We start from the raw sequence: 17,706 nt of genomic DNA, 5'->3' as shown, positions 1-17,706 counted from the left end.
TTCGCCGGTTTCAGGCTTCCAGCTGGGCCCAGTGCAGGAAGGCGGTGGCGTTGTGCTGGATGTAGTCGATCTGCACCTTGCGCGCGTCGTCGCCCTGCTGGAACTGACCGTCCCTGTACCAGTCGAGCTGCAGGGCGAGGTTTTCCGCCGCATGGGCGCGAACCCTGGCCAGAAGGTCGGCCGACAGAAGGCCGGGCAAGCGACGGGCCAGCAGCAGGACGCGGGTCAAAGCCTCGGTGCGGCAGGCGATGGGGGTGGACTGGCGGCGGGACCGATAGAGCGCATCGCCGAGGATCGCCTCCATCAGCCCGGTCAGGTAGGTCGCGCCAAGCGTCTTCGGGACGATCTCGCGTTCCACTGCCTCGCAGGCGGCATAGGCCATCCAGTGACTTTGCTGCGCCCAGCCGTAGCCGCGCCGCATCAGCGCGGTGGTGACGCGCGTCAGTTCGGTATCGGCGGGGCCGCTCACCAGCAGGCCGAAGATTGCTTCGCCGGTATAGTAGTCGGACCGGAAGGGGGTGACTTCCCCGGTGGCGAGGATGCGCTTGTGGCGGAAGTCGTCGCCGTCGATCTCGTCCAGCGCGTAGCGGCGCATCCGGGTTGCGGTTTCGTCCAGGCCAAGGGGCAGGTCCGTCAGCTTGCCGTCAAGCGCTGTGATCCGGCCTGCTTCCGACAGGGCCAGAAGGCCGAGGCCCAGCCCACCAAGCTTGACCATGCCCTTGCCGACCAGGGCGAGGCTGGGTTGGTCCGGCCGGGCCCAGGGCGCGGGTTCCAGCTTGCGACCGAGGAAGCCGGTGGCGCGCCGGATGGCTTCCAGCGTGGCGTCGGTCTGCTCCCGGTCAGTCTCGTTTGCGGCGCGGGCCATGAACCAGAGCGTCCCGCAGTGCCGCAGAAGATTGTAGCCGTCGTGACGTTGGTCGGTGTCGCCCATCTCGTGCGCATAGATGAAGCGGCCGCCGGGCAGGGTGATCCGCACGAGATGGTCCAGCGAGGCTGCGACGATGTCGCGCGACAGGGTCGATGTGACGGCATGGGGGGCTGCGGGCATGGGGCTCCGACGGGCAGGGATGGTGGGCCGGGATGGTGGGCCGCAAGCTAGTCGGTATCGACGGAGAAAGGCAAGCTGCGGGCTTTTCCCGGCTTGGGCAGAAGCTAAGGTCGCAGCCGCTGCCCGCGTGGTGAAATGGTAGACACAGGGGACTTAAAATCCCTCGGCTGCAAGGCCTTGCCGGTTCAAGTCCGGCCGCGGGCACCATCGTTGTCAGGCCTTCCTGTGCGGATGGTGACCGGTCGTTCAGCGCGACAGGAGGTAGCGGCGGGTCTCGCGGTCGAAGCCGGTGATGCGCTGCCCTGCGGCGAAGGCTTCCTGCAGGCGGCGGCGCAGGTCGTGGCGGAGGGCTTCGAGCCGGGCGGGATCGGTGCGGGCCAGGGCCTCGACATCATCGGGAAGGGACAGCGGCAGGGGGGTGCCGTCCGCCTCGGGCGGCGGTTTGCGCGCGGTCAGGGCAGCGACCTTGGCCGAGGCGAGGTCCCAGTCGACCAGGAGCCGGTCCGACCCGAGGCCCGCGTTGATCCCGGCCATCTCGCCGTAATAGTCGGGCAGGTAGGTATCGGATTCGGCGCCGAGGCTGTGGATGTTCAGGCTGGCGTTCACCGCGCGCAGCGGGTCGAAGGTCCAATGCACGCGGGCGATGCCGTGGTTCAGGCACCAGTCGCGCTGGTAGGCCTTGAGCCGGAGGCCGAGGCCGAGGCCGCGCGCTTGCGGCAGGACGGCAAGCCGGTGCGAATGCTGGACCTGCGGGTCGCGGGTGGGGAAGCCGAAGACATAGCCGAGGAGCCGCCCCTCGGCCCAGGCCCCGCCGACAAGGCCGCCTTCGGCCTGGATGACGAACATCAGGTCTGCGGGATCGGGCTGGTCGCCCTCGCCCCAGACCTGGCGCTGAAGCTCTTCGGCGGCGCGGAACTCGGCCATGTCGCGCAGGTCGCGGAAAGTGACGTCAGTCATGGGCGGAATTCTCGTGTCGAAAGCGTGGCGGTGGCGAGGTAGTCGAGGTCAAGCGTGACGCCGATGCCGGGGCCTTTCGGGACGGGCATCCGGCCTTCGACGCATTCCAGCTTTTCCTCGACGATGTCACGGGTGAAGTAGCGGCTGGCCGAGGAGGTGTCGCCCGGCTTGGTGAAGTTCGGCAGGGTCGAGAGGTGGATGTTGTGCGCCCGACCGATGCCGGATTCCAGCATCCCGCCGCACCAGACCGGCACTTGCCAGGCCTGGCAGAGGTCATGGATCTGCCGCGCCGCCGTATGCCCGCCGGACCGGCCGACCTTGATGTTGATCACCCGCGCCGCATCGGTCTGCAGCGCCTTGCGGGCATGCTCCACCGTGCGGATGCATTCGTCGAGGCAGAGCGGCGTGCGGATGCGCTGTTGCAGGGTGGCGTGGTCGTGGATGTCGTCCCAGGCCAGCGGCTGCTCGATATAGTCCAGCGCGAAATCGTCCATCCGGCGGATCAGGTCGCTGTCGGCCAGCGTGTAGCAGCAGTTGGCATCGACGGTCAGATGCGCATCGGGGAAGTCGCGCCGCACGGCCTGCAGGAGCGCGATGTCATGGCCCGGCTTCACCTTCAGCTTGATGCGTTTGTAGCCCTGCGCCAGATGCGCGGCCACCCGGTCCAGCGTGCCCGCGACCGGGCCGATCCCCAGCGACACGCCCACGTCGACGGCATCGCCCTCGCCGCCCAGCACGGTCTGCAGCGGCAGGCCCAGAGACTTGGCCCATAGGTCCCAGAACGCCATCTCGACCGTCGCCCGCGCCATGAAATTCGCCCGCCAGGGGGTGAAAAGCCGCGCAAGCGATTCGGGGTGGGCGAAGCTTTTCCCCAGCACCTGCGGGATCAGCGCCGTCGCCAACAGGTCCATCGCCCCCGCCACCGTTTCCTCCAGGTAGTCGGGCAGCGGGTCCATCACCCCCTCGGCATGGCCCTCCAGCCCGTCGGCCCGCAAGGTCAACAGGGGAAACACCTTTTCCGTCAGCGTGCCGGTGGCGATGGTGAAGGGCGTGACCAGCGGCAGCCGCACCAGACGCAACGTGGCGCCGTCGATCCGCAGGGGCGCGCGGGGTGCTGTCGGGTCGGGCATCGCGGTCCTCCGCTGTGGGGCATTCATTTCAGCTTACTTGCATCGTTGACCGAATGAAAGATTCCTGACACGCTTCCCTTCAAGCGGGGGGAGAGCCGATGGACCAGGTCGAGCTTCGGGGGGTGGAGGATACGGGCGATGCCCCGTCCGGCGACCTGCGGCAAAGACTGGGCCAGGCGACGGAAACCGGCACCCCGGCCGAGCGGACCCTGGCGCATTACCTGCTGGCGAACCTGCCTTCGCTGCCGTTCGAGACGGCGGCGACGGTCGCGACCAAGGTCGGCGTCTCGGAAGCCTCGGTCGGGCGGTTCTGCCGGTCGATCGGCTATCGGCATCTGAAGGACCTGAAATCCAGCCTGCAGGTCGATCTGGGCGAAAAGGCCTGGCTGATCGGCGACCGGCTGAAGGATTTCCACCGCCGCAGCCAGCAGGGCAACGCCGAACTTGCCCGCGCGCTGGAGCAGGAGATCGCGACGCTGGTGACGGTCTACGAGCTTGCCGCGACGCCCGCCTTCGCCACCGCCGTGCAGCGGCTGGCCCGGCGGCGGTCGGTCTGGGTGGCCGGCTTCCAGACCGAACGCGGCCACGCGGCGGAACTGGTGCACAACCTGCAATACCTGCGGGCGGGCGTGCATCTGGCTGATGTTTCGGGCGGGCATTTCGCCGAAGTGCTGCTGTCCGACCCTGCCGACACCACGCTGGTCCTGATCGACGGCCGCCGCTATTCGCGGCTGACCCGCGACCTGGCGCTGGCCGCGCGCGACGAGGGCAGTCCGGTGACGCTGATCACCGACCCCTACTGCGACTGGGCGCCCGGCCTTGTCACCGATCTGTTCGCGGTGCCGACCGACCTCAACCATTTCTGGGACACCACCAGCGCGATGTCCTCGCTCATCGGCCTGCTGGTGAACGGGGTCTTCCGCGAGCTTGGCGCCGGGGTGGAGGAGCGGATGGCCCGCGTCTCGGCGCTCTACGGCGATTTCATCGGACATACCGTTCCGGGGCGAAACCCGGGCAAGACCTGACATATCCAACAGAAAGGACCCACCATGACCTTCCCCTTCCGCAAGACCCTGCTGTCCGCAACCGTCAGCCTTGCCGCGCTTCTGGCGGGCAATGCCGCGCTGGCACAGGAGGCGGTGATCGTCCTGAATACCAACGAGGTGGGAGCCCCCACCTACAACCCGATCAAGGCCTCGATGCTGAACACGGCGACGGGCCTGATCTTCGACCGCCTGGTGGCGCAGGCGGCGGACCTGTCCTTTCAGCCCTGGCTGGCCGAAAGCTGGGAGGAAGCGCCCGACGGCATGTCCTGGACCTTCCACCTGAAACAGGGCGTCAAGTTCCACAACGGCGAGCCCTTCACCGCCGACACGATCAAGCAGTGGATCGACATCTTCAAGGCCGGCAGCGAGAACGCCTACATGGCCGAAGCGGTCGCCTCGGTCGAGGTGGTGGATGACCACACCGTCAAGTTCGTCATGTCGCGGCCCGAGCCGAACCTGCTCTACAACCTGTCCTCGACCTTCATGAACGTGATCGAGCCGAAGTCCTATGCCGAGCTTGGCGACAACTACGGCGTGACCGAGGTCTACGGCACCGGCCCCTACAAGCTGGAAAGCTTCACCATCGGCCAGGAAACCGTCCTGGTCCGCAACGACGACTACGCCTGGGGGCCGTCGGTCGCGCAGAACAAGGGCCCGGCCAAGATCGCCAAGCTGACCTTCCGCGAAATCGCCGAGGATTCGACGGCGTTCCTGGAGCTGAAGACCGGCGGGGTCGACCTGCTTCTGGGCGTACCGGCCGACCTTCTGGGCGAGGTGAAGAAAGAGGCCAACCTGGCGATCCTGACCAAGCCGGGGGCGGACGTCTACTACATGCCGATCAACGTCACCAAGCCGCCGTTCGACGACATCCGCGTGCGCGAGGCGGCGGCGAAGGCGATCAACCAGAAGGAAATCCTCGCCTCCGTCTTCGGCGGCGTCGGGTCGATTGCCGACACCTTCCTGATCTCGGCCCTGCCGGAAAGCCATGTCTCGGACAGCGCCAAGATCCACTACGACCCGGCCCGGTCCAACGCGCTGCTGGACGAGGCGGGCTGGGTGATGGGGGCGGACGGGGTGCGCGCCAAGGACGGCCAGCCGCTGAAGGTCAGCCTCTGGACCCAAAGCGACAGCATTTTCCGCCGCCTGACCGAAGTGGTGCAGGCCGAGCTGAAGGCCGTCGGGATCGAGGCCGAGATCACCACTTTCGACAGTTCGATGATCCGCGACCAGTACAAGACCGGCGAGCAGCAGCTGGCGGTGCGGTCCTACACCTGGGACAATGCCGATATCGTCGACTGGTTCTTCGGCGGCGACCGGCTGGGCTATCCGAACGTGTCGATGTTCAACGATCCCAAGGCGGAAGAGCTGCGCGCGACGGCGATGACCGGATCGAAGAACATGGAGGAGCGGGTGGCGAATTTCACCGCCTATCATGAATACGTCCTGACCCAGTTCCCGATGGCGCCGATCTACCAGCCGGTGACGAACGTCGCCTACAACGCCGACCGGATCGTCATGCCCGACCCGCTGAACGCGCCGGACGTGGGCGTGGCGGCCTTCATGGACATGGAGGTGAAGGAGTAAGCGAAAGCGAGAAGGGGGAACACCGGCATGCTGTCCTGGCTGATCCGACGGGTCCTGATGCTGATCCCGGTGTTCCTTGCCGTTTCGGTGGTGATCTTCTCGATCCTCCACTTCATCCCCGGCGACCCGATCGACAACCTGTTGAAACCCGGCTCCTCCCCCACCGCCCGGGCCGAGATGGAGGCGCGCTATGGCCTCGACCGCCCGCTGCCGGTCCAATACGGCATCTGGCTGTCCAAGGTCGTGCAGGGCGACCTCGGCACTGCCATTGTCGCGCGGCGGCCGGTGGCAGACCTGATCGCCCAGGCCCTGCCGCATTCGCTGCGGCTTGGCGGCTATGCGCTGCTTTTCTCTACCCTCGTCGGCGTCGGGCTGGGGGTGATCGCCGCGCTGAACCGCGACCGCTGGCTCGACCGCACGATCATGGGCGGCGTCCTCGTCGGGTCGACCATGCCAAGCTTCTGGCTCGGGCTGATCCTGATGCTGGTCTTCTCGGTCCAGCTCGGCTGGTTCCCCGTCTCGGGCGCGCGGGGCTGGCAGTCGCTGGTCCTGCCGGTCCTGACCATCGGCCTTGGCGGCACCGCATTGGTCGCGCGCATCACCCGCGTCGCGATGATCGAGGCCTCGGGGCGCGACTTCGTGATGCTCCTGCACGCCAAGGGCCTGTCGCCGCTGCGCATCCAGCTGCGCCACGTCCTGCGCCATGCGCTGATCCCGGTGGTGACGATCCTGGCCCTGCGGATCGGCTGGGTCCTCGGCGGGGCCGTCACGGTGGAGGTGGTCTTCGCCCGCCCCGGGCTGGGGACACTGCTGATCAAGTCGCTCAGCCAGCACGACTATCCGGTGGTGCAGGCCTGCCTCCTGATGCTGGCGATGGCGGTGATGCTGGGCACGCTTCTGGGTGACATCCTGCAGGCCGCGATGGACCCGCGGGTGCGGGCGGCCCTGACATGATCGCGCCCCTCCGCGCCCTGCAGAAGCCACAGGGCGGGCTGGCCGGGTCGTGGCTGCTCCTCGTCATCGCTGCCGCCCTTCTTGCCCCAGTCCTGTCGCCCTACGCCTTCGACGTGCAGGACCTGCCCAATGCCTACCGCCCGGCCTCGCCCGCGCATTGGCTCGGGACCGACGAATTCGGGCGCGACCTCCTCACCCGCCTCGTCTGGGGCGCGCGGACCTCGCTGTCGGTCGCCGCGACCGCCATCGCGATTTCGGTCTTCTGCGGCATGGTGCTGGGAGCGGCGGCGGCCTGGTTCGGCGGCTGGCTCGACCGCGCGGTCACCGTGGTGGTCGACCTGACCTGGTCCTTCCCGGAAATCCTGATCGCGCTGATCCTGGTCGCCATCATCGGCCCCGGCACGCTTGGCACGATGATCGCCATCTCGGTCGCCTACCTGGCGCAGTTCACTCGGCTGACCCGCGCCCAGATCCTGACCCTGAAGGGCGAGACCTTCATCGAGGCCGCCCGCTCGCTTGGCGCCTCGAACGCCCATATCCTCTTCCGCCATCTCCTGCCGAATGCGCTGGCCCCCGTCCTCGTCTCGGCCATGCTGGCAACCGGCGACGCCATCATCCTGGAGGCGACGCTCGGCTTCTTCGGCCTTGGGGCGCAGCCGCCGGTGCCCAGCTGGGGCGGCATGATGTCGGCGGGCTCGGCCCTGGTGTTCAAGGCACCCTGGATCATCATCTACCCCGGCCTTGCCGTCGCGATCACCGTCGTTGCCATCAACCTCTACGGCGACGCGCTGATCGCCGCGCTGGATATCCGCCAGAAACTGCGGAGCGCGCCATGACCGCGCTCCTGGACCTTTCCGGGGTGAGCGTCGCCATCGGCTCGGCGGCGCTGCTGGACGGCATCTCGCTGAAGGTCGACCGCGGGCAGATCGTGGGACTGGTCGGCGAAAGCGGCTCGGGCAAGTCGCTGACGGCGATGGCGGCGATGGGCCTCCTGCCGCTGATCAGCGGGCGCGTCACCGGCGGCACCGTGCGCTTCGACGGGCAGGACATGGCCGCGATGACCGACGGCCAGCGCCGGGCCCTGCGCGGACGGCGAATCGGCTTCGTCACCCAGAACCCGATGACCGCGCTCGACCCGGTGCAGCGGATCGGCGAACAGGTCGACGTGGTCTCGCGCCTGCATCTGGGGCTGACCCGGGTAGAGGCGCGCACCCGCACGCTGGAGCTGCTGACCCAGCTGCGCATCCCCGATGCGCCTTCGGTCGCCGAGGCCTTCCCGCACCAGCTTTCCGGCGGGATGAAGCAGCGCATCGTCATCGCGATGGCCTTGGCGGGCGAACCCGACCTGATCATCGCGGACGAGCCCACCACCGCGCTGGACGTGACGGTGCAGGCGCAGATCATCCAGATCCTCGGCGCGCTGGTGCGCGACCGGGGCGTGGCGCTCTTGCTGATCACGCATGACATGGGGGTGGTGGCGCAGGTCTGCGACCGGGTGGCGGTGCTCTACGCCGGGCGGCTGGCCGAGGAAGGCCCGGTCGACGGCATCTTCGCCGCCCCCGCCCATCCCTACACCGCCGCGCTGATCGGCTGCATCCCGCAGGAGGGGATGGCGAAGGGCAGCCTGCGCGGCATCCCCGGTGCCGTGCCCTCGGCCCTTGCGATGCCCGCCGGTTGCCGCTTCCATCCCCGCTGCCCCCGCGCCAGCGACCTGTGCCGAAGCACGGTGCCCCGCGCCGAACCCCACGGGCAAGGCACTGTCGCCTGCCACCATGCGGGGGTCCCGGCATGACCGCACCCCTGATCCGCATCGAGCACCTGTCGAAGGAGTTCCAGTCCGGCGGCGGCTTCCTGTCCCGCCCGCGCAGCATGCAGGCCGTGCGCGATGTCTCGCTTGCCATCGCCAAGGGCGAGGCCCTGGGCGTCGTCGGCGAAAGCGGCTGCGGCAAGTCCACGCTGGCCCGGCTGGTCCTGCGGCTGATCGAGCCGACCTCGGGGCGCATCACCTTCGACGGCACCGACCTTACCGCCCTGCCGCCGGCCGAGCTGCGCCGGATGCGGCGGCGGATGGCGATGGTGTTCCAGGACCCCTATTCCAGCCTCGACCCCCGCTTCACCCTGGCCCGCGTGCTGGAAGAGCCGTTCCGCGTGCAGGGCGAGGCGCTTGCCCCCGACCGGCTGGCCGGAATGCTGGCAGCGGTGGGATTGCCCGGTTCGATGGCGGAAAGCCACCCGCATCAGTTGTCGGGCGGACAGCGCCAGCGCGTCGGCATCGCCCGCGCCCTTGCGCTTCAGCCCGATTTCGTGGTGCTGGACGAGCCCACCGCGAGCCTGGACGTGTCGATCCAGGCGCAGATCGTAGCACTTCTGGCCGAGCTGCGCGACCGGCTGGGGCTGACCTACCTGTTCATCAGCCACGACCTTGGTCTTGTGCGCTATTTCTGCGACCGGATCGTGGTGATGTATCTGGGCGCCGTGGTCGAGGTGCTGCCCGATCCCGCCGCCCGTCCGCGCCATCCCTATACCCGCGCGCTGATGGAGGCACGCTTCGCCCCCGACCCCGCGCAGCGCAAGCGCCTTGCGCCGCTGACCGGCGAAATCCCCAGCCCCTTCGCCCTGCCTCCCGGCTGCGCCTTCGCCACCCGCTGCCCCCGCGCGACCGATCTCTGCCGTCGCGAAACCCCCGCCCTTTCCGCCGATCCCGACCACCCCGTCGCCTGTTTCCACCCGCTCTGAAAGGCCCCTCCGATGCCCTTCCACGTCCTCACCGGCTCGTTCGTCCATGAAAGCAACACCTTCAAGAAGGGCGAGACCGGGTTGCAGGACTTCCGCGACGAGGTTCTGGACGAAGGGCAGGTGGCAATCGACCGCTTCGGCGACGTGAACGACGAGCTTGCGGGCTTTCTGGATGTGGGGCGCGCGGCGGGCTGGCGGATCACGCATAGCGTTTCCGCGCACGCCAACCCCGGTGCGCGCGTCTCGCGCGAGGCGTTCGATCATCTGGCGGGGATCATCGTTGAGGCGGCGCGCGCGCATCGGGCGACGCTGGACGGCATCCTTCTGTCGCTGCACGGGTCGATGGTGCCCAGCTTCTGCGAGGATGGCGAGGGCGAACTGCTGCGGCGGCTGCGAGAGGTGGTGGGGCCGGGCCTGCCGATCGCCGTGACGCTGGACCTGCATGCGATGGTGACACAGGCGATGGTCGATCAGGCGCAGATCCTGGTCAGCTACAAGACCTATCCGCATGTCGACATGCGCGTCACCGGACGCCATGCCGCGCGGCTGCTGGATGCGACGATGCGGGAGGAAATCCGGCCCCGGACCCTGCGCCTGGGCCTGCCGATGCTGGACGAGGCCAATGCCGGGCGCACCGACGTTCCCGAGACGGCTGCGCTGTATCACCGGGCTGCCGCGCATGAGGCCGAGCCGGGTATCCTGGCCGTGTCGATCAATGCAGGATTTTCGGAGGCGGATATCCGCGAAATGGGCCCGACGGTGCTGGTCACGCATGACGAGGGCAGGGCGGCGCGGGCGGGCGAGATCGCAAGGGGGCTGGCGCAGGTGATCTGGGACCAGCGCGGCGCGGTCTCGAACGATTTCCTGACCCCGGAGGCGGCGGCGGTCGAGGCGGTTGGTCTTGCTGCGGGCGGGGGGACGCTGGTGATCGCCGACTATGCCGACAACCCCGGCGCGGGGGCCTATGGCGATGCGACGGCGCTGCTGGCGGCGCTGCTGGAGGCGGGGGCGACGGGCGGCGCCTTTGCCCCGATGATCGACCCCGAGGCGGCGGCTGAACTGCATCGGCATCGGGTGGGCGAGACCGTCACGCTCGATCTTGGCGGCAAGTGCGACCCGGCCTTTGGCGGCGGGCCGCTGCGGCTGACGGGCGAAATCCTTCACCTGTCGGACGGCACCTATACCGGCGACGGGCCGATCCTGGGCGGCATCACCCACAGTTTCGGCCCGACCGCCGTCCTCCGGGTGCAGGGAATCGACATCCTTGTCGTCACGCTGAACGAACAGATGCTCGATCTTCAGCAGGTTCGCGCCTTCGGGATCGAGCCCACGCGGCTGCGGTTCCTGGTGGTCAAGTCGATGCAGCATTTCCGCGCCGCTTTCGAACCCATCGCGGGCAAGGTCATCGTCTGCGATTCCGGTGCCCTGGCGACCCCGCAGGCGTATTTGCGGCCCTATGTCCGGGTCCGCCGCCCGGTCTGGCCACTGGACCCGGAAACGACTTGGCCCTGAGTGTCAGTCCAAGGTGCGCCGGAACCGGCTGAGGGCAAGCACCGCGAAGATCAGGACGAAAAGCGCCAGCACCGCCAGGTGTTGCGTCACCGCCGACAGGTCTGCCCCCTTCAGCATGATGGCGCGGATGAAGCGCAGGAAATGCGTGAGCGGCAGGATCTCGCCCAGGGTCTGTGCCCAGCCGGGCATTCCCCGGAAGGGAAACATGAAGCCCGACAGCAGGAGCGAGGGCAGGAAGTAGAAGAAGGTCAGTTGCATGGCCTGCATCTGCGTCCGCGCGACGGTGGAGATCAGGTAGCCCAGGATCACCAGCGCCATGACGAAAAGCCCGACACCTGCCAAGAGAAGCGGAAGCGAGCCGAGGAAGGGAACGTGAAAGACCAGCCGGGCAACCCCCAGGACGACCAGCACCTGAACCGCGCCCACGCCGAAATAGGGCAGGACCTTGCCCAACATCACTTCGGCCGGGGTGACGGGCATCGCCAGCAGGTTTTCCATCGTGCCGCGTTCGATTTCGCGGGTCAGGGCCATTGCCGTCATCATCACCATCGTCATCTGCAGGATGACGCCCAGAAGGCCCGGGACGATGTTGTACTGGGTGATACCTTCGGGGTTGTAGCGGCGGTGGACCACGACCGAAAGCTGGGCGGCGGCGCGGGCGCGGGCCTCGGCCTCGCCCCCGGTTTCGCGCAGAAGCGCGTCGGCGGCCACGGTGCCCAGCGTCGAGATCGCGCCCGAGGCCACCGAGGGATCGGTCGCATCGGCCTCGATCAGGATCTGCGGATGGTCGCCACGCAGGACCCGGTGGCCGAAGTCGGAGGGCACGGTGACGACAAAGCTGACATCCCCCCGCGAGATCAGGAACTCGGCCTCGGCCGCAGTCAGCCCGACATGGGTGAAGCGGTAGTAGCCGGTTGTTTCCAGCGCGCTGACCATCGCGCGGGTAAAGCGGTCCTGGGTGGGGGCGACAAGTGCTGCGGGCAGCCCCTTCGGATCGCTGTTGATGGCAAAGCCGAAGAGCATCAGCTGCATCAGCGGCACGCCGATCATCATCGCGAAGGTGATCCGGTCGCGGCGCATCTGGATCACCTCCTTGGTGATCAGCGTGCGCAGCCTGCGCAGCGAGAACAGCCGCTGGAACGACAGGCTCATGCCGCGTTGTCCTGTGCAGCGCCCATCAACTGGATGAACACGTCTTCCAGGCTCGGCGCGGCCTCGGTCATCACCGTGCCGGTCCGGGTCGCAACCTCGCGTGCCGCATGGATCAGGGCAGGGCCGTCGCGGCCGATGACATGGAGGGTGTTGCCGTAAGCCGCCACCTGGTCGACGCCGGGCATTTGCCGCAACTGGCGCGATGCCTCGGCGACGCCGGGGCCTTCCAGGATGACGGTCGTCAGACCCGCATCCCGCACCATTTCAGCCACGGTGCCGCGAGCTATCAGCCTGCCATAGGCGATGTAGTTGATCCGGTTGCATCTTTCCGCTTCGTCCATGTAATGCGTCGAGACAAGGACGGTCAGGCCCCCGGCGGCAAGCTGGTGGATTTCATCCCAGAATTCACGCCGGGCCTTGGGGTCGACCCCGGCGGTGGGTTCGTCCAGCATCAGAAGGCGCGGGCGGTGCATGATGCAGGCGGCCAGCGCCAGCCGCTGTTTCCAGCCGCCGGAGAGCGACCCCGCCAGTTGCCGCTTGCGCGACGTCAGGCCCAGGTCGGCCAGCGTGTCGGCGACCGCCTGCCGCGCAGGGTCGAGCGCATAGAGCCCGGCGACGAAGTTCAGGTTCTCCTCGATGGTCAGGTCCTCGTAGAACGAGAAGCGCTGGGTCATGTAGCCGACCTCGCGCTTGATCGCGGCCTGGTCGCGCCGGATGTCGTAGCCAAGCACCTGACCTTCGCCTGCATCGGGGGTCAGAAGGCCGCACATCAGGCGGATCGTCGTCGTCTTGCCCGACCCGTTCGGCCCGAGGAAGCCCGCGATCTCGCCGGTCTCGACCGTCATCGAGACGTTGTCGACCACCGTGCGGTCGCCGAAGCGCTTGACCAGCCCGCGGACGTCGATGGCGGCGGTCATGGCGCAGGTTCCGGCAGGTCGACGTCGACGATCTGGCCAGGCTTGAGGCTTGAGCCGTTGGCGGGCGTTGCCTCGACGAGGTAGACAAGCTTCTGGCGGCTGTCGACCGAGTAGATCACCGGCGGGGTGAATTCGGGTCCGTCGGCGATATAGCTGATGGTGGCGACAAGGTCGGGCGGGCAGCCGTCGCAATGGACCGACAGTTGGCTGCCCGGTGCGATGCGGGCGATGGCGGCTTCGGGAACATAGAGCCGCAGGCGGACCGCGCCGTCCGGCAGCAGCGACAGGACCGGCTGGCCCGCCACCGCGATCTCGCCGGGGCGGCGGATGACATCGGTGATCACTCCGTCGGCAGGCGCGGTCAGGTCGCGTTTGTCCAGTTGCCAGCGCGCATGGTCGCGCGCGGCAGTGGCCTCGCGCAGCGCGGCTTCGGAGGCTGCAATCTCGTCCGGCCGGGCCGGGAGTTGCGCGACCGCAAGGTTGGCCTCGATCTCGGTGACCCGGGCTTCGGCCACCTCGGCCGCAGTCGAGGCGTCGTCGCGCTGGGTCTCGGTCGCAACACCCCGCGCTGCAAGGTCGAGCAGACGGTCGGCGGTACGGCGCGCTTCTCCGGCCTGGGCGCGGGCCGAGGCGAGCGAGGCCTCGATCACCCGGATCTCCTCGGGCCGCTTGCCCTGGCGCAGATTGGCCAGCTGGCTGTCCGCCCGCGACAGCGCGGCTTCGGCCTGCGCCAGCGCGATTTCCGCATCGCGCTTTTCCAGGGCGACAAGCGGCTGGCCGCTGGCCACCCGATCACCGGAGGTGACGGTCAGGGCCAGGATCTGCGCGGTCGCGACCGGGGCGATCTGGACGTAGTTGCCTTCGACATAACCCGTGGCAAACGGCATCGGCGGTTCGCAACTGGCAAACAGCCACGAGACAAGCGGAACTGCGCAAAGGAACACGTCAGGGCCCTCCGTCGGTGTCGAGCATGGCGTCGAGATTGCGGGTGATCCGGTCGGCGATCTGGGCGATCCCGGCGGCGTCCACGGTGGCCCAGCCCATGCGGCGGGCAACGATATCGCGACCGATGCGGAAATACATGAGCTGGCCGATCAGCGTGAAGACGGCAAGGCGCGTGGCGTCGGCTTCGGGATCGGTGCCGGTGGCCAGCCCCCAAAGCGCGCAGAGCCTGCGGTGGGTCGGTTCGGCAAAGCCGGTATAGACCGCGTCGATGCCCGGTCCGCCCTCGGCCAGTTCGCGCAGCATGAAGGGGACGATCTCGCTGGCGCCACTGCTGCCCAGAAGGAATGCCATCATTCCCCGGACCAGCCGTTTCAATTCCGCGCGTGCTTCCGTGGCCGTGCCGACAGTCGCGCCCGAAGCCGCAAGCATGGCCGCAGCCATACGCCGCCCGAATTCCTCGGCGCAGGCGAGGCGCAGCCCGTCCTTGTTGCCGAAGTGATAGGCGATGGCGGCGATGTTCGCCCCGGCCTCGGTTGCAAGCTGGCGCACCGGGGTGGCAGCGAAACCCTGTTGCCCGAACAGTCGCAGCCCCGCGTCGATCAGCGCGCGGCGGGTGCCCTCGGGGGGCGGGAGAGGGGATTCGGTCATCGGGGAATGATAATCAAACGTTTGATTGAATGCAAGGCTGAGGATGCTCATGCGTCAAGCCAGAAATGTGTGTCCGGGGTCTTGACCTTCCCATCATGGGAACCCTCATATGCGGAAGGTCCCGACCAGAAGGAGGACCGGACCATGATCGCTTCCCGCATCGAAACCACGGTTGCCCTGCCCGTCACCGGCATGACCTGCGCCTCTTGCGCGGGGCGGGTCGAACGGGCGCTGAAGGCCGTGCCGGGGGTCACTTCGGCCGCCGTCAACCTGGCGACCGAGACTGCCGAGATCACCGGCCTTGCCCCGCCCGAGGCGCTGATCGGCGCGGTGGAGAAGGCGGGCTACCACGTTCCGGCCCGCGTCGAGGAGCTGTCGATCGAGGGGATGACCTGCGCCTCTTGCGTCGCGCGGGTCGAGCGCGCGCTGCAGGCGGTGCCGGGCGTCAGCACGGCCACGGTGAACCTTGCCACCGAAAGCGCCCGGGTGGAGGGGGTGGTTGATCCTGCGGCACTGATCCAGGCGGTGAAGGCCGTGGGCTACGCGGCGCGCATCGCCTCGGCCAGCGTCGAGACGGTCACCGAACGCCGCGAGCGCGAGGCCGAGGGGCTGAGCCGCGACCTGATCCTTGCGGCGGTGCTGACCCTGCCGGTCTTCGTGCTGGAGATGGGGTCGCACATGATCCCGGCCTTCCACCATTGGGTGCTGATGACCATCGGCCAGGGGACGAGCTGGCTGATCCAGTTCGTGCTGACCACGCTGGTGCTGGCGGGGCCGGGGCGGCGGTTCTTCGTGAAGGGCATCCCGGCGCTGCTGAAGGGCGCGCCCGACATGTCGTCGCTGGTGGCGGTGGGGTCGGGCGCGGCCTGGGCCTATTCGACGCTGGCGACCTTTGTGCCGGAGCTGCTGCCCCCCGGCTCGGTCGCGGTCTATTTCGAGGCGGCGGCGATGATCGTGACGCTGATCCTGTTGGGGCGGCTTCTGGAGGCGCGGGCGAAGGGGCGGTCCTCGCGCGCCATCGAGCGGCTGGTGGGGTTGCAACCCTCGGTCGCGCATCTGCGGCGGGACGGGCAGGTGCGGGACGTCCCGGTGGCCGAGGTGCGACCGGGTGACTTGCTGGAACTGCGGCCCGGCGAGCGGGTGCCGGTGGATGGCCGGGTGGCCGAAGGGGCCAGCTGGATCGACGAGTCGATGGTCACGGGCGAGCCCTTGCCGGTGGGAAAGCACACGGGCGACCGGGTGATCGGCGGCACGGTGAACCAGACCGGGGCGCTGGTGCTGGAGGCGGTCGCGGTGGGCGCCGACACCATGCTGGCGCGGATCATCCGCATGGTCGAGGCGGCGCAGGGTGGCAAGCTGCCGATCCAGGCGCTGGTCGACAAGGTCACGCTCTGGTTCGTGCCGACGGTCATGGCGGTTGCGGCGCTGACTTTCCTTGTCTGGCTGGCCTTCGGACCTGCACCGTCGCTGCCGATGGCGCTGGTCAACGGGGTGGCGGTGCTGATCATCGCCTGCCCCTGCGCGATGGGCCTGGCGACCCCGGTGTCGATCCTTGTGGGGACGGGGCGGGGGGCAGAGCTGGGGGTCCTCTTCCGCAAGGGCGAGGCGTTGCAGGCGCTGCAAGGGGTTGAGGTGGTGGCTTTCGACAAGACCGGCACCCTGACCGAGGGCAAGCCGGTGCTGACCAGCTTCCAGCCCGCCGAGGGCGAGACGAAAGAGGCGCTGCTGCCGGTGCTGGCGGCGGTCGAGGCGCAGTCGGAACATCCCGTCGCCCGTGCCATCGTGGCGGCGGCGGAAGGGCTGACGCTCCCGGCGGTCGAGGGCTTCCTCGCCAAGCCCGGCCACGGCGTCTCGGCGCGGGTCGGGGGCGCGGAGATTGCGCTTGGCTCGGCGCGCGAGATGGGCAAGCGGGGTGTGGACATCGCGGGGTTCGCGGCAGAGGCCGAGCGGCTGGCCGACCGGGGCGAGAGCCCGATCTATGCCGCGCGGGACGGCAGGGCTGTGGCGCTTTTGGCGGTGGCCGATACGGTGAAACCCACGACCCCGCAGGCGATTGCCGCGCTGAAAACGCTGGGGCTGAAGCTGGCGATGATCTCCGGCGATAATGCCCGGACGGCACGGGCTATCGCGCGGGACCTTGGCATCGACGAAGTGGTGGCCGAGGTCACGCCGGAAGGCAAGGTCGAGGCGCTGCACAAGCTGAAGGCGCAGGGGTCGCTGGCCTTTGCCGGCGACGGGATCAACGACGCCCCGGCGCTGGCCGAGGCGGATGTGGGTATCGCGATGGGCACCGGCACCGACATCGCCATCGAGGCGGCGGATGTGGTGCTGGTCTCGGGCCGCCTGCCCGCGCTGGCCGATGCCATCGGGCTTTCCCGCGCCACGATGCGGAACATCCGGCAGAACCTGTTCTGGGCCTTCGCCTACAACGCCGCGCTGATCCCGGTGGCGGCGGGGGTGCTGTATCCGGCCTTCGGTATCCTGCTGTCCCCGGTGCTGGCGGCGGGGGCGATGGCGATGTCGTCGGTCTTCGTCCTGACCAATGCCCTGCGGCTGAAACGCTATGGAGTGCGCGCATGATGAACATCGGGGAAGCCGCCCGCGAAAGCGGCGTGTCGGCGAAGATGATCCGCTACTACGAAGAGACCGGCCTGATCCCGCCCGCCGGGCGCACCGGGTCGGGCTACCGGACCTATGGCCCGAAGGAGGTGCAGATCCTGCGCTTCGTTCGCCGGGCCCGCGACCTGGGATTCCCGATGGAGAAGGTGGCCGACCTCCTCGCCCTTTGGCGCGACCGCGAGAGGGCGAGCGCCGACGTGAAACAGCTTGCCGAGGCGCAGGTCGAGGCTCTCGAATCACGCATCCGCGAGATGCAGGAAATGAAGGCGGTGCTGCAAACCCTGGTCCGTGCCTGCGCCGGAAACGACCGGCCGGACTGCCCGATTCTGGATGACCTTGGGGGAAGGCCTTCCGCAACCCATTGTGCGGAAACGGCAAACTGACCCGCCAACGAAAACCGTTGACAGATCGCTTCTCCGCGAAAAACTATACTGACCAGTAAAGCATTTTGTCAGGTG

At 68.4% G+C, this 17,706-nt stretch carries 16 protein-coding genes and 1 tRNA gene; 10 read left to right on the top strand and 7 right to left on the bottom strand.

The window, feature by feature from the left end; translation table 11 throughout:
• Positions 1–10 precede the first annotated feature (10 nt).
• Positions 11–1,048: a hypothetical protein gene (locus ACE3P6_RS15825; RefSeq protein WP_374396870.1), complete on the bottom strand. Its 1,038-nt coding sequence runs from the start codon at positions 1,046–1,048 to the stop codon at positions 11–13.
• Positions 1,049–1,169: 121 nt separating this feature from the next.
• On the opposite strand from ACE3P6_RS15825, the gene ACE3P6_RS15820 reads away from it, so the two are divergent.
• A tRNA-Leu gene (locus ACE3P6_RS15820) sits at positions 1,170–1,255 on the top strand.
• Between the two features lie 39 nt (positions 1,256–1,294).
• Here the strand turns inward: ACE3P6_RS15820 and ACE3P6_RS15815 are convergent.
• Positions 1,295–2,005 carry a GNAT family N-acetyltransferase gene (locus tag ACE3P6_RS15815; RefSeq protein ID WP_374396868.1) on the bottom strand — a complete coding sequence of 237 codons (711 nt, stop codon included), beginning with the start codon at positions 2,003–2,005 and terminating at the stop codon, positions 1,295–1,297.
• The gene (menC, locus tag ACE3P6_RS15810; protein ID WP_374396865.1) at positions 2,002–3,135 is read right to left on the bottom strand and encodes an o-succinylbenzoate synthase; all 1,134 of its coding nucleotides are present in this window, start codon (positions 3,133–3,135) and stop codon (positions 2,002–2,004) included. The genes ACE3P6_RS15815 and menC overlap by 4 nt, the downstream gene beginning before the upstream one ends.
• Positions 3,136–3,233: 98 nt before the next feature.
• Here menC and ACE3P6_RS15805 point away from each other — a divergent pair, with 98 nt between their 5' ends.
• Genes ACE3P6_RS15805 through ACE3P6_RS15775 form a run of 7 tightly spaced genes read left to right on the top strand, consistent with a single transcriptional unit; the run spans position 3,234 to position 10,967 of the window.
• Positions 3,234–4,160, top strand: coding sequence for a MurR/RpiR family transcriptional regulator (locus tag ACE3P6_RS15805; RefSeq protein WP_374396863.1), 927 nt, complete (start codon positions 3,234–3,236; stop codon positions 4,158–4,160).
• Between the two features lie 24 nt (positions 4,161–4,184).
• Positions 4,185–5,765: an ABC transporter substrate-binding protein gene (locus ACE3P6_RS15800; protein ID WP_374396860.1), complete on the top strand. Its 1,581-nt coding sequence runs from the start codon at positions 4,185–4,187 to the stop codon at positions 5,763–5,765.
• 27 nt (positions 5,766–5,792) lie between these two features.
• Complete coding sequence (locus tag ACE3P6_RS15795) at positions 5,793–6,719, top strand: ABC transporter permease (protein WP_374396858.1); 927 nt, start codon at positions 5,793–5,795, stop codon at positions 6,717–6,719.
• The gene (locus ACE3P6_RS15790) at positions 6,716–7,555 is read left to right on the top strand and encodes an ABC transporter permease (RefSeq protein ID WP_374396856.1); all 840 of its coding nucleotides are present in this window, start codon (positions 6,716–6,718) and stop codon (positions 7,553–7,555) included. The genes ACE3P6_RS15795 and ACE3P6_RS15790 overlap by 4 nt, the downstream gene beginning before the upstream one ends.
• Positions 7,552–8,511, top strand: coding sequence for an ABC transporter ATP-binding protein (locus ACE3P6_RS15785; protein ID WP_374396855.1), 960 nt, complete (start codon positions 7,552–7,554; stop codon positions 8,509–8,511). The genes ACE3P6_RS15790 and ACE3P6_RS15785 overlap by 4 nt, the downstream gene beginning before the upstream one ends.
• On the top strand, positions 8,508–9,455 hold the full coding sequence (locus ACE3P6_RS15780) for an ABC transporter ATP-binding protein (protein WP_374396853.1): 948 nt from the start codon (positions 8,508–8,510) through the stop codon (positions 9,453–9,455). Before ACE3P6_RS15785 ends, ACE3P6_RS15780 begins: the two co-directional genes overlap by 4 nt.
• 12 nt (positions 9,456–9,467) lie before the next feature.
• Positions 9,468–10,967, top strand: a complete 1,500-nt coding sequence (locus ACE3P6_RS15775) for a M81 family metallopeptidase (protein ID WP_374396851.1) — start codon at positions 9,468–9,470, stop codon at positions 10,965–10,967.
• Between the two features lie 3 nt (positions 10,968–10,970).
• Here the strand turns inward: ACE3P6_RS15775 and ACE3P6_RS15770 are convergent, their stop codons facing one another.
• From ACE3P6_RS15770 to ACE3P6_RS15755, 4 genes are read right to left on the bottom strand one after another with little or no spacing between them, the layout of a single operon-like run.
• Entirely contained in the window at positions 10,971–12,119 is a 1,149-nt protein-coding gene (locus ACE3P6_RS15770; protein ID WP_374396849.1) for an ABC transporter permease, read from the bottom strand.
• Positions 12,116–13,036, bottom strand: coding sequence for an ATP-binding cassette domain-containing protein (locus ACE3P6_RS15765; RefSeq protein ID WP_374396846.1), 921 nt, complete (start codon positions 13,034–13,036; stop codon positions 12,116–12,118). The genes ACE3P6_RS15770 and ACE3P6_RS15765 overlap by 4 nt, the downstream gene beginning before the upstream one ends.
• Complete coding sequence (locus tag ACE3P6_RS15760) at positions 13,033–13,923, bottom strand: HlyD family secretion protein (RefSeq protein WP_374396843.1); 891 nt, start codon at positions 13,921–13,923, stop codon at positions 13,033–13,035. The genes ACE3P6_RS15765 and ACE3P6_RS15760 overlap by 4 nt, the downstream gene beginning before the upstream one ends.
• A 58-nt stretch (positions 13,924–13,981) precedes the next feature.
• Positions 13,982–14,629, bottom strand: a complete 648-nt coding sequence (locus ACE3P6_RS15755; RefSeq protein ID WP_374396841.1) for a CerR family C-terminal domain-containing protein — start codon at positions 14,627–14,629, stop codon at positions 13,982–13,984.
• Between the two features lie 144 nt (positions 14,630–14,773).
• Between ACE3P6_RS15755 and ACE3P6_RS15750 the strand changes: the two genes are divergently transcribed.
• Both ACE3P6_RS15750 and cueR read left to right on the top strand, forming a co-directional pair.
• A complete protein-coding gene (locus tag ACE3P6_RS15750; protein ID WP_374396838.1) occupies positions 14,774–17,209 on the top strand; it encodes a heavy metal translocating P-type ATPase in 2,436 nt (811 codons plus the stop codon).
• Positions 17,206–17,631 carry a Cu(I)-responsive transcriptional regulator gene (gene cueR / locus ACE3P6_RS15745; RefSeq protein ID WP_374396835.1) on the top strand — a complete coding sequence of 142 codons (426 nt, stop codon included), beginning with the start codon at positions 17,206–17,208 and terminating at the stop codon, positions 17,629–17,631. Before ACE3P6_RS15750 ends, cueR begins: the two co-directional genes overlap by 4 nt.
• The last annotated feature ends 75 nt before the right edge of the window (positions 17,632–17,706 follow it).

This window comes from Tabrizicola sp., assembly GCF_041911175.1.
In the GTDB taxonomy this organism is placed as follows: domain Bacteria; phylum Pseudomonadota; class Alphaproteobacteria; order Rhodobacterales; family Rhodobacteraceae; genus Tabrizicola.
The sequence above is the reverse complement of the archived record's forward strand: the minus strand, read 5'-3'. Positions and strand labels throughout refer to the sequence as shown.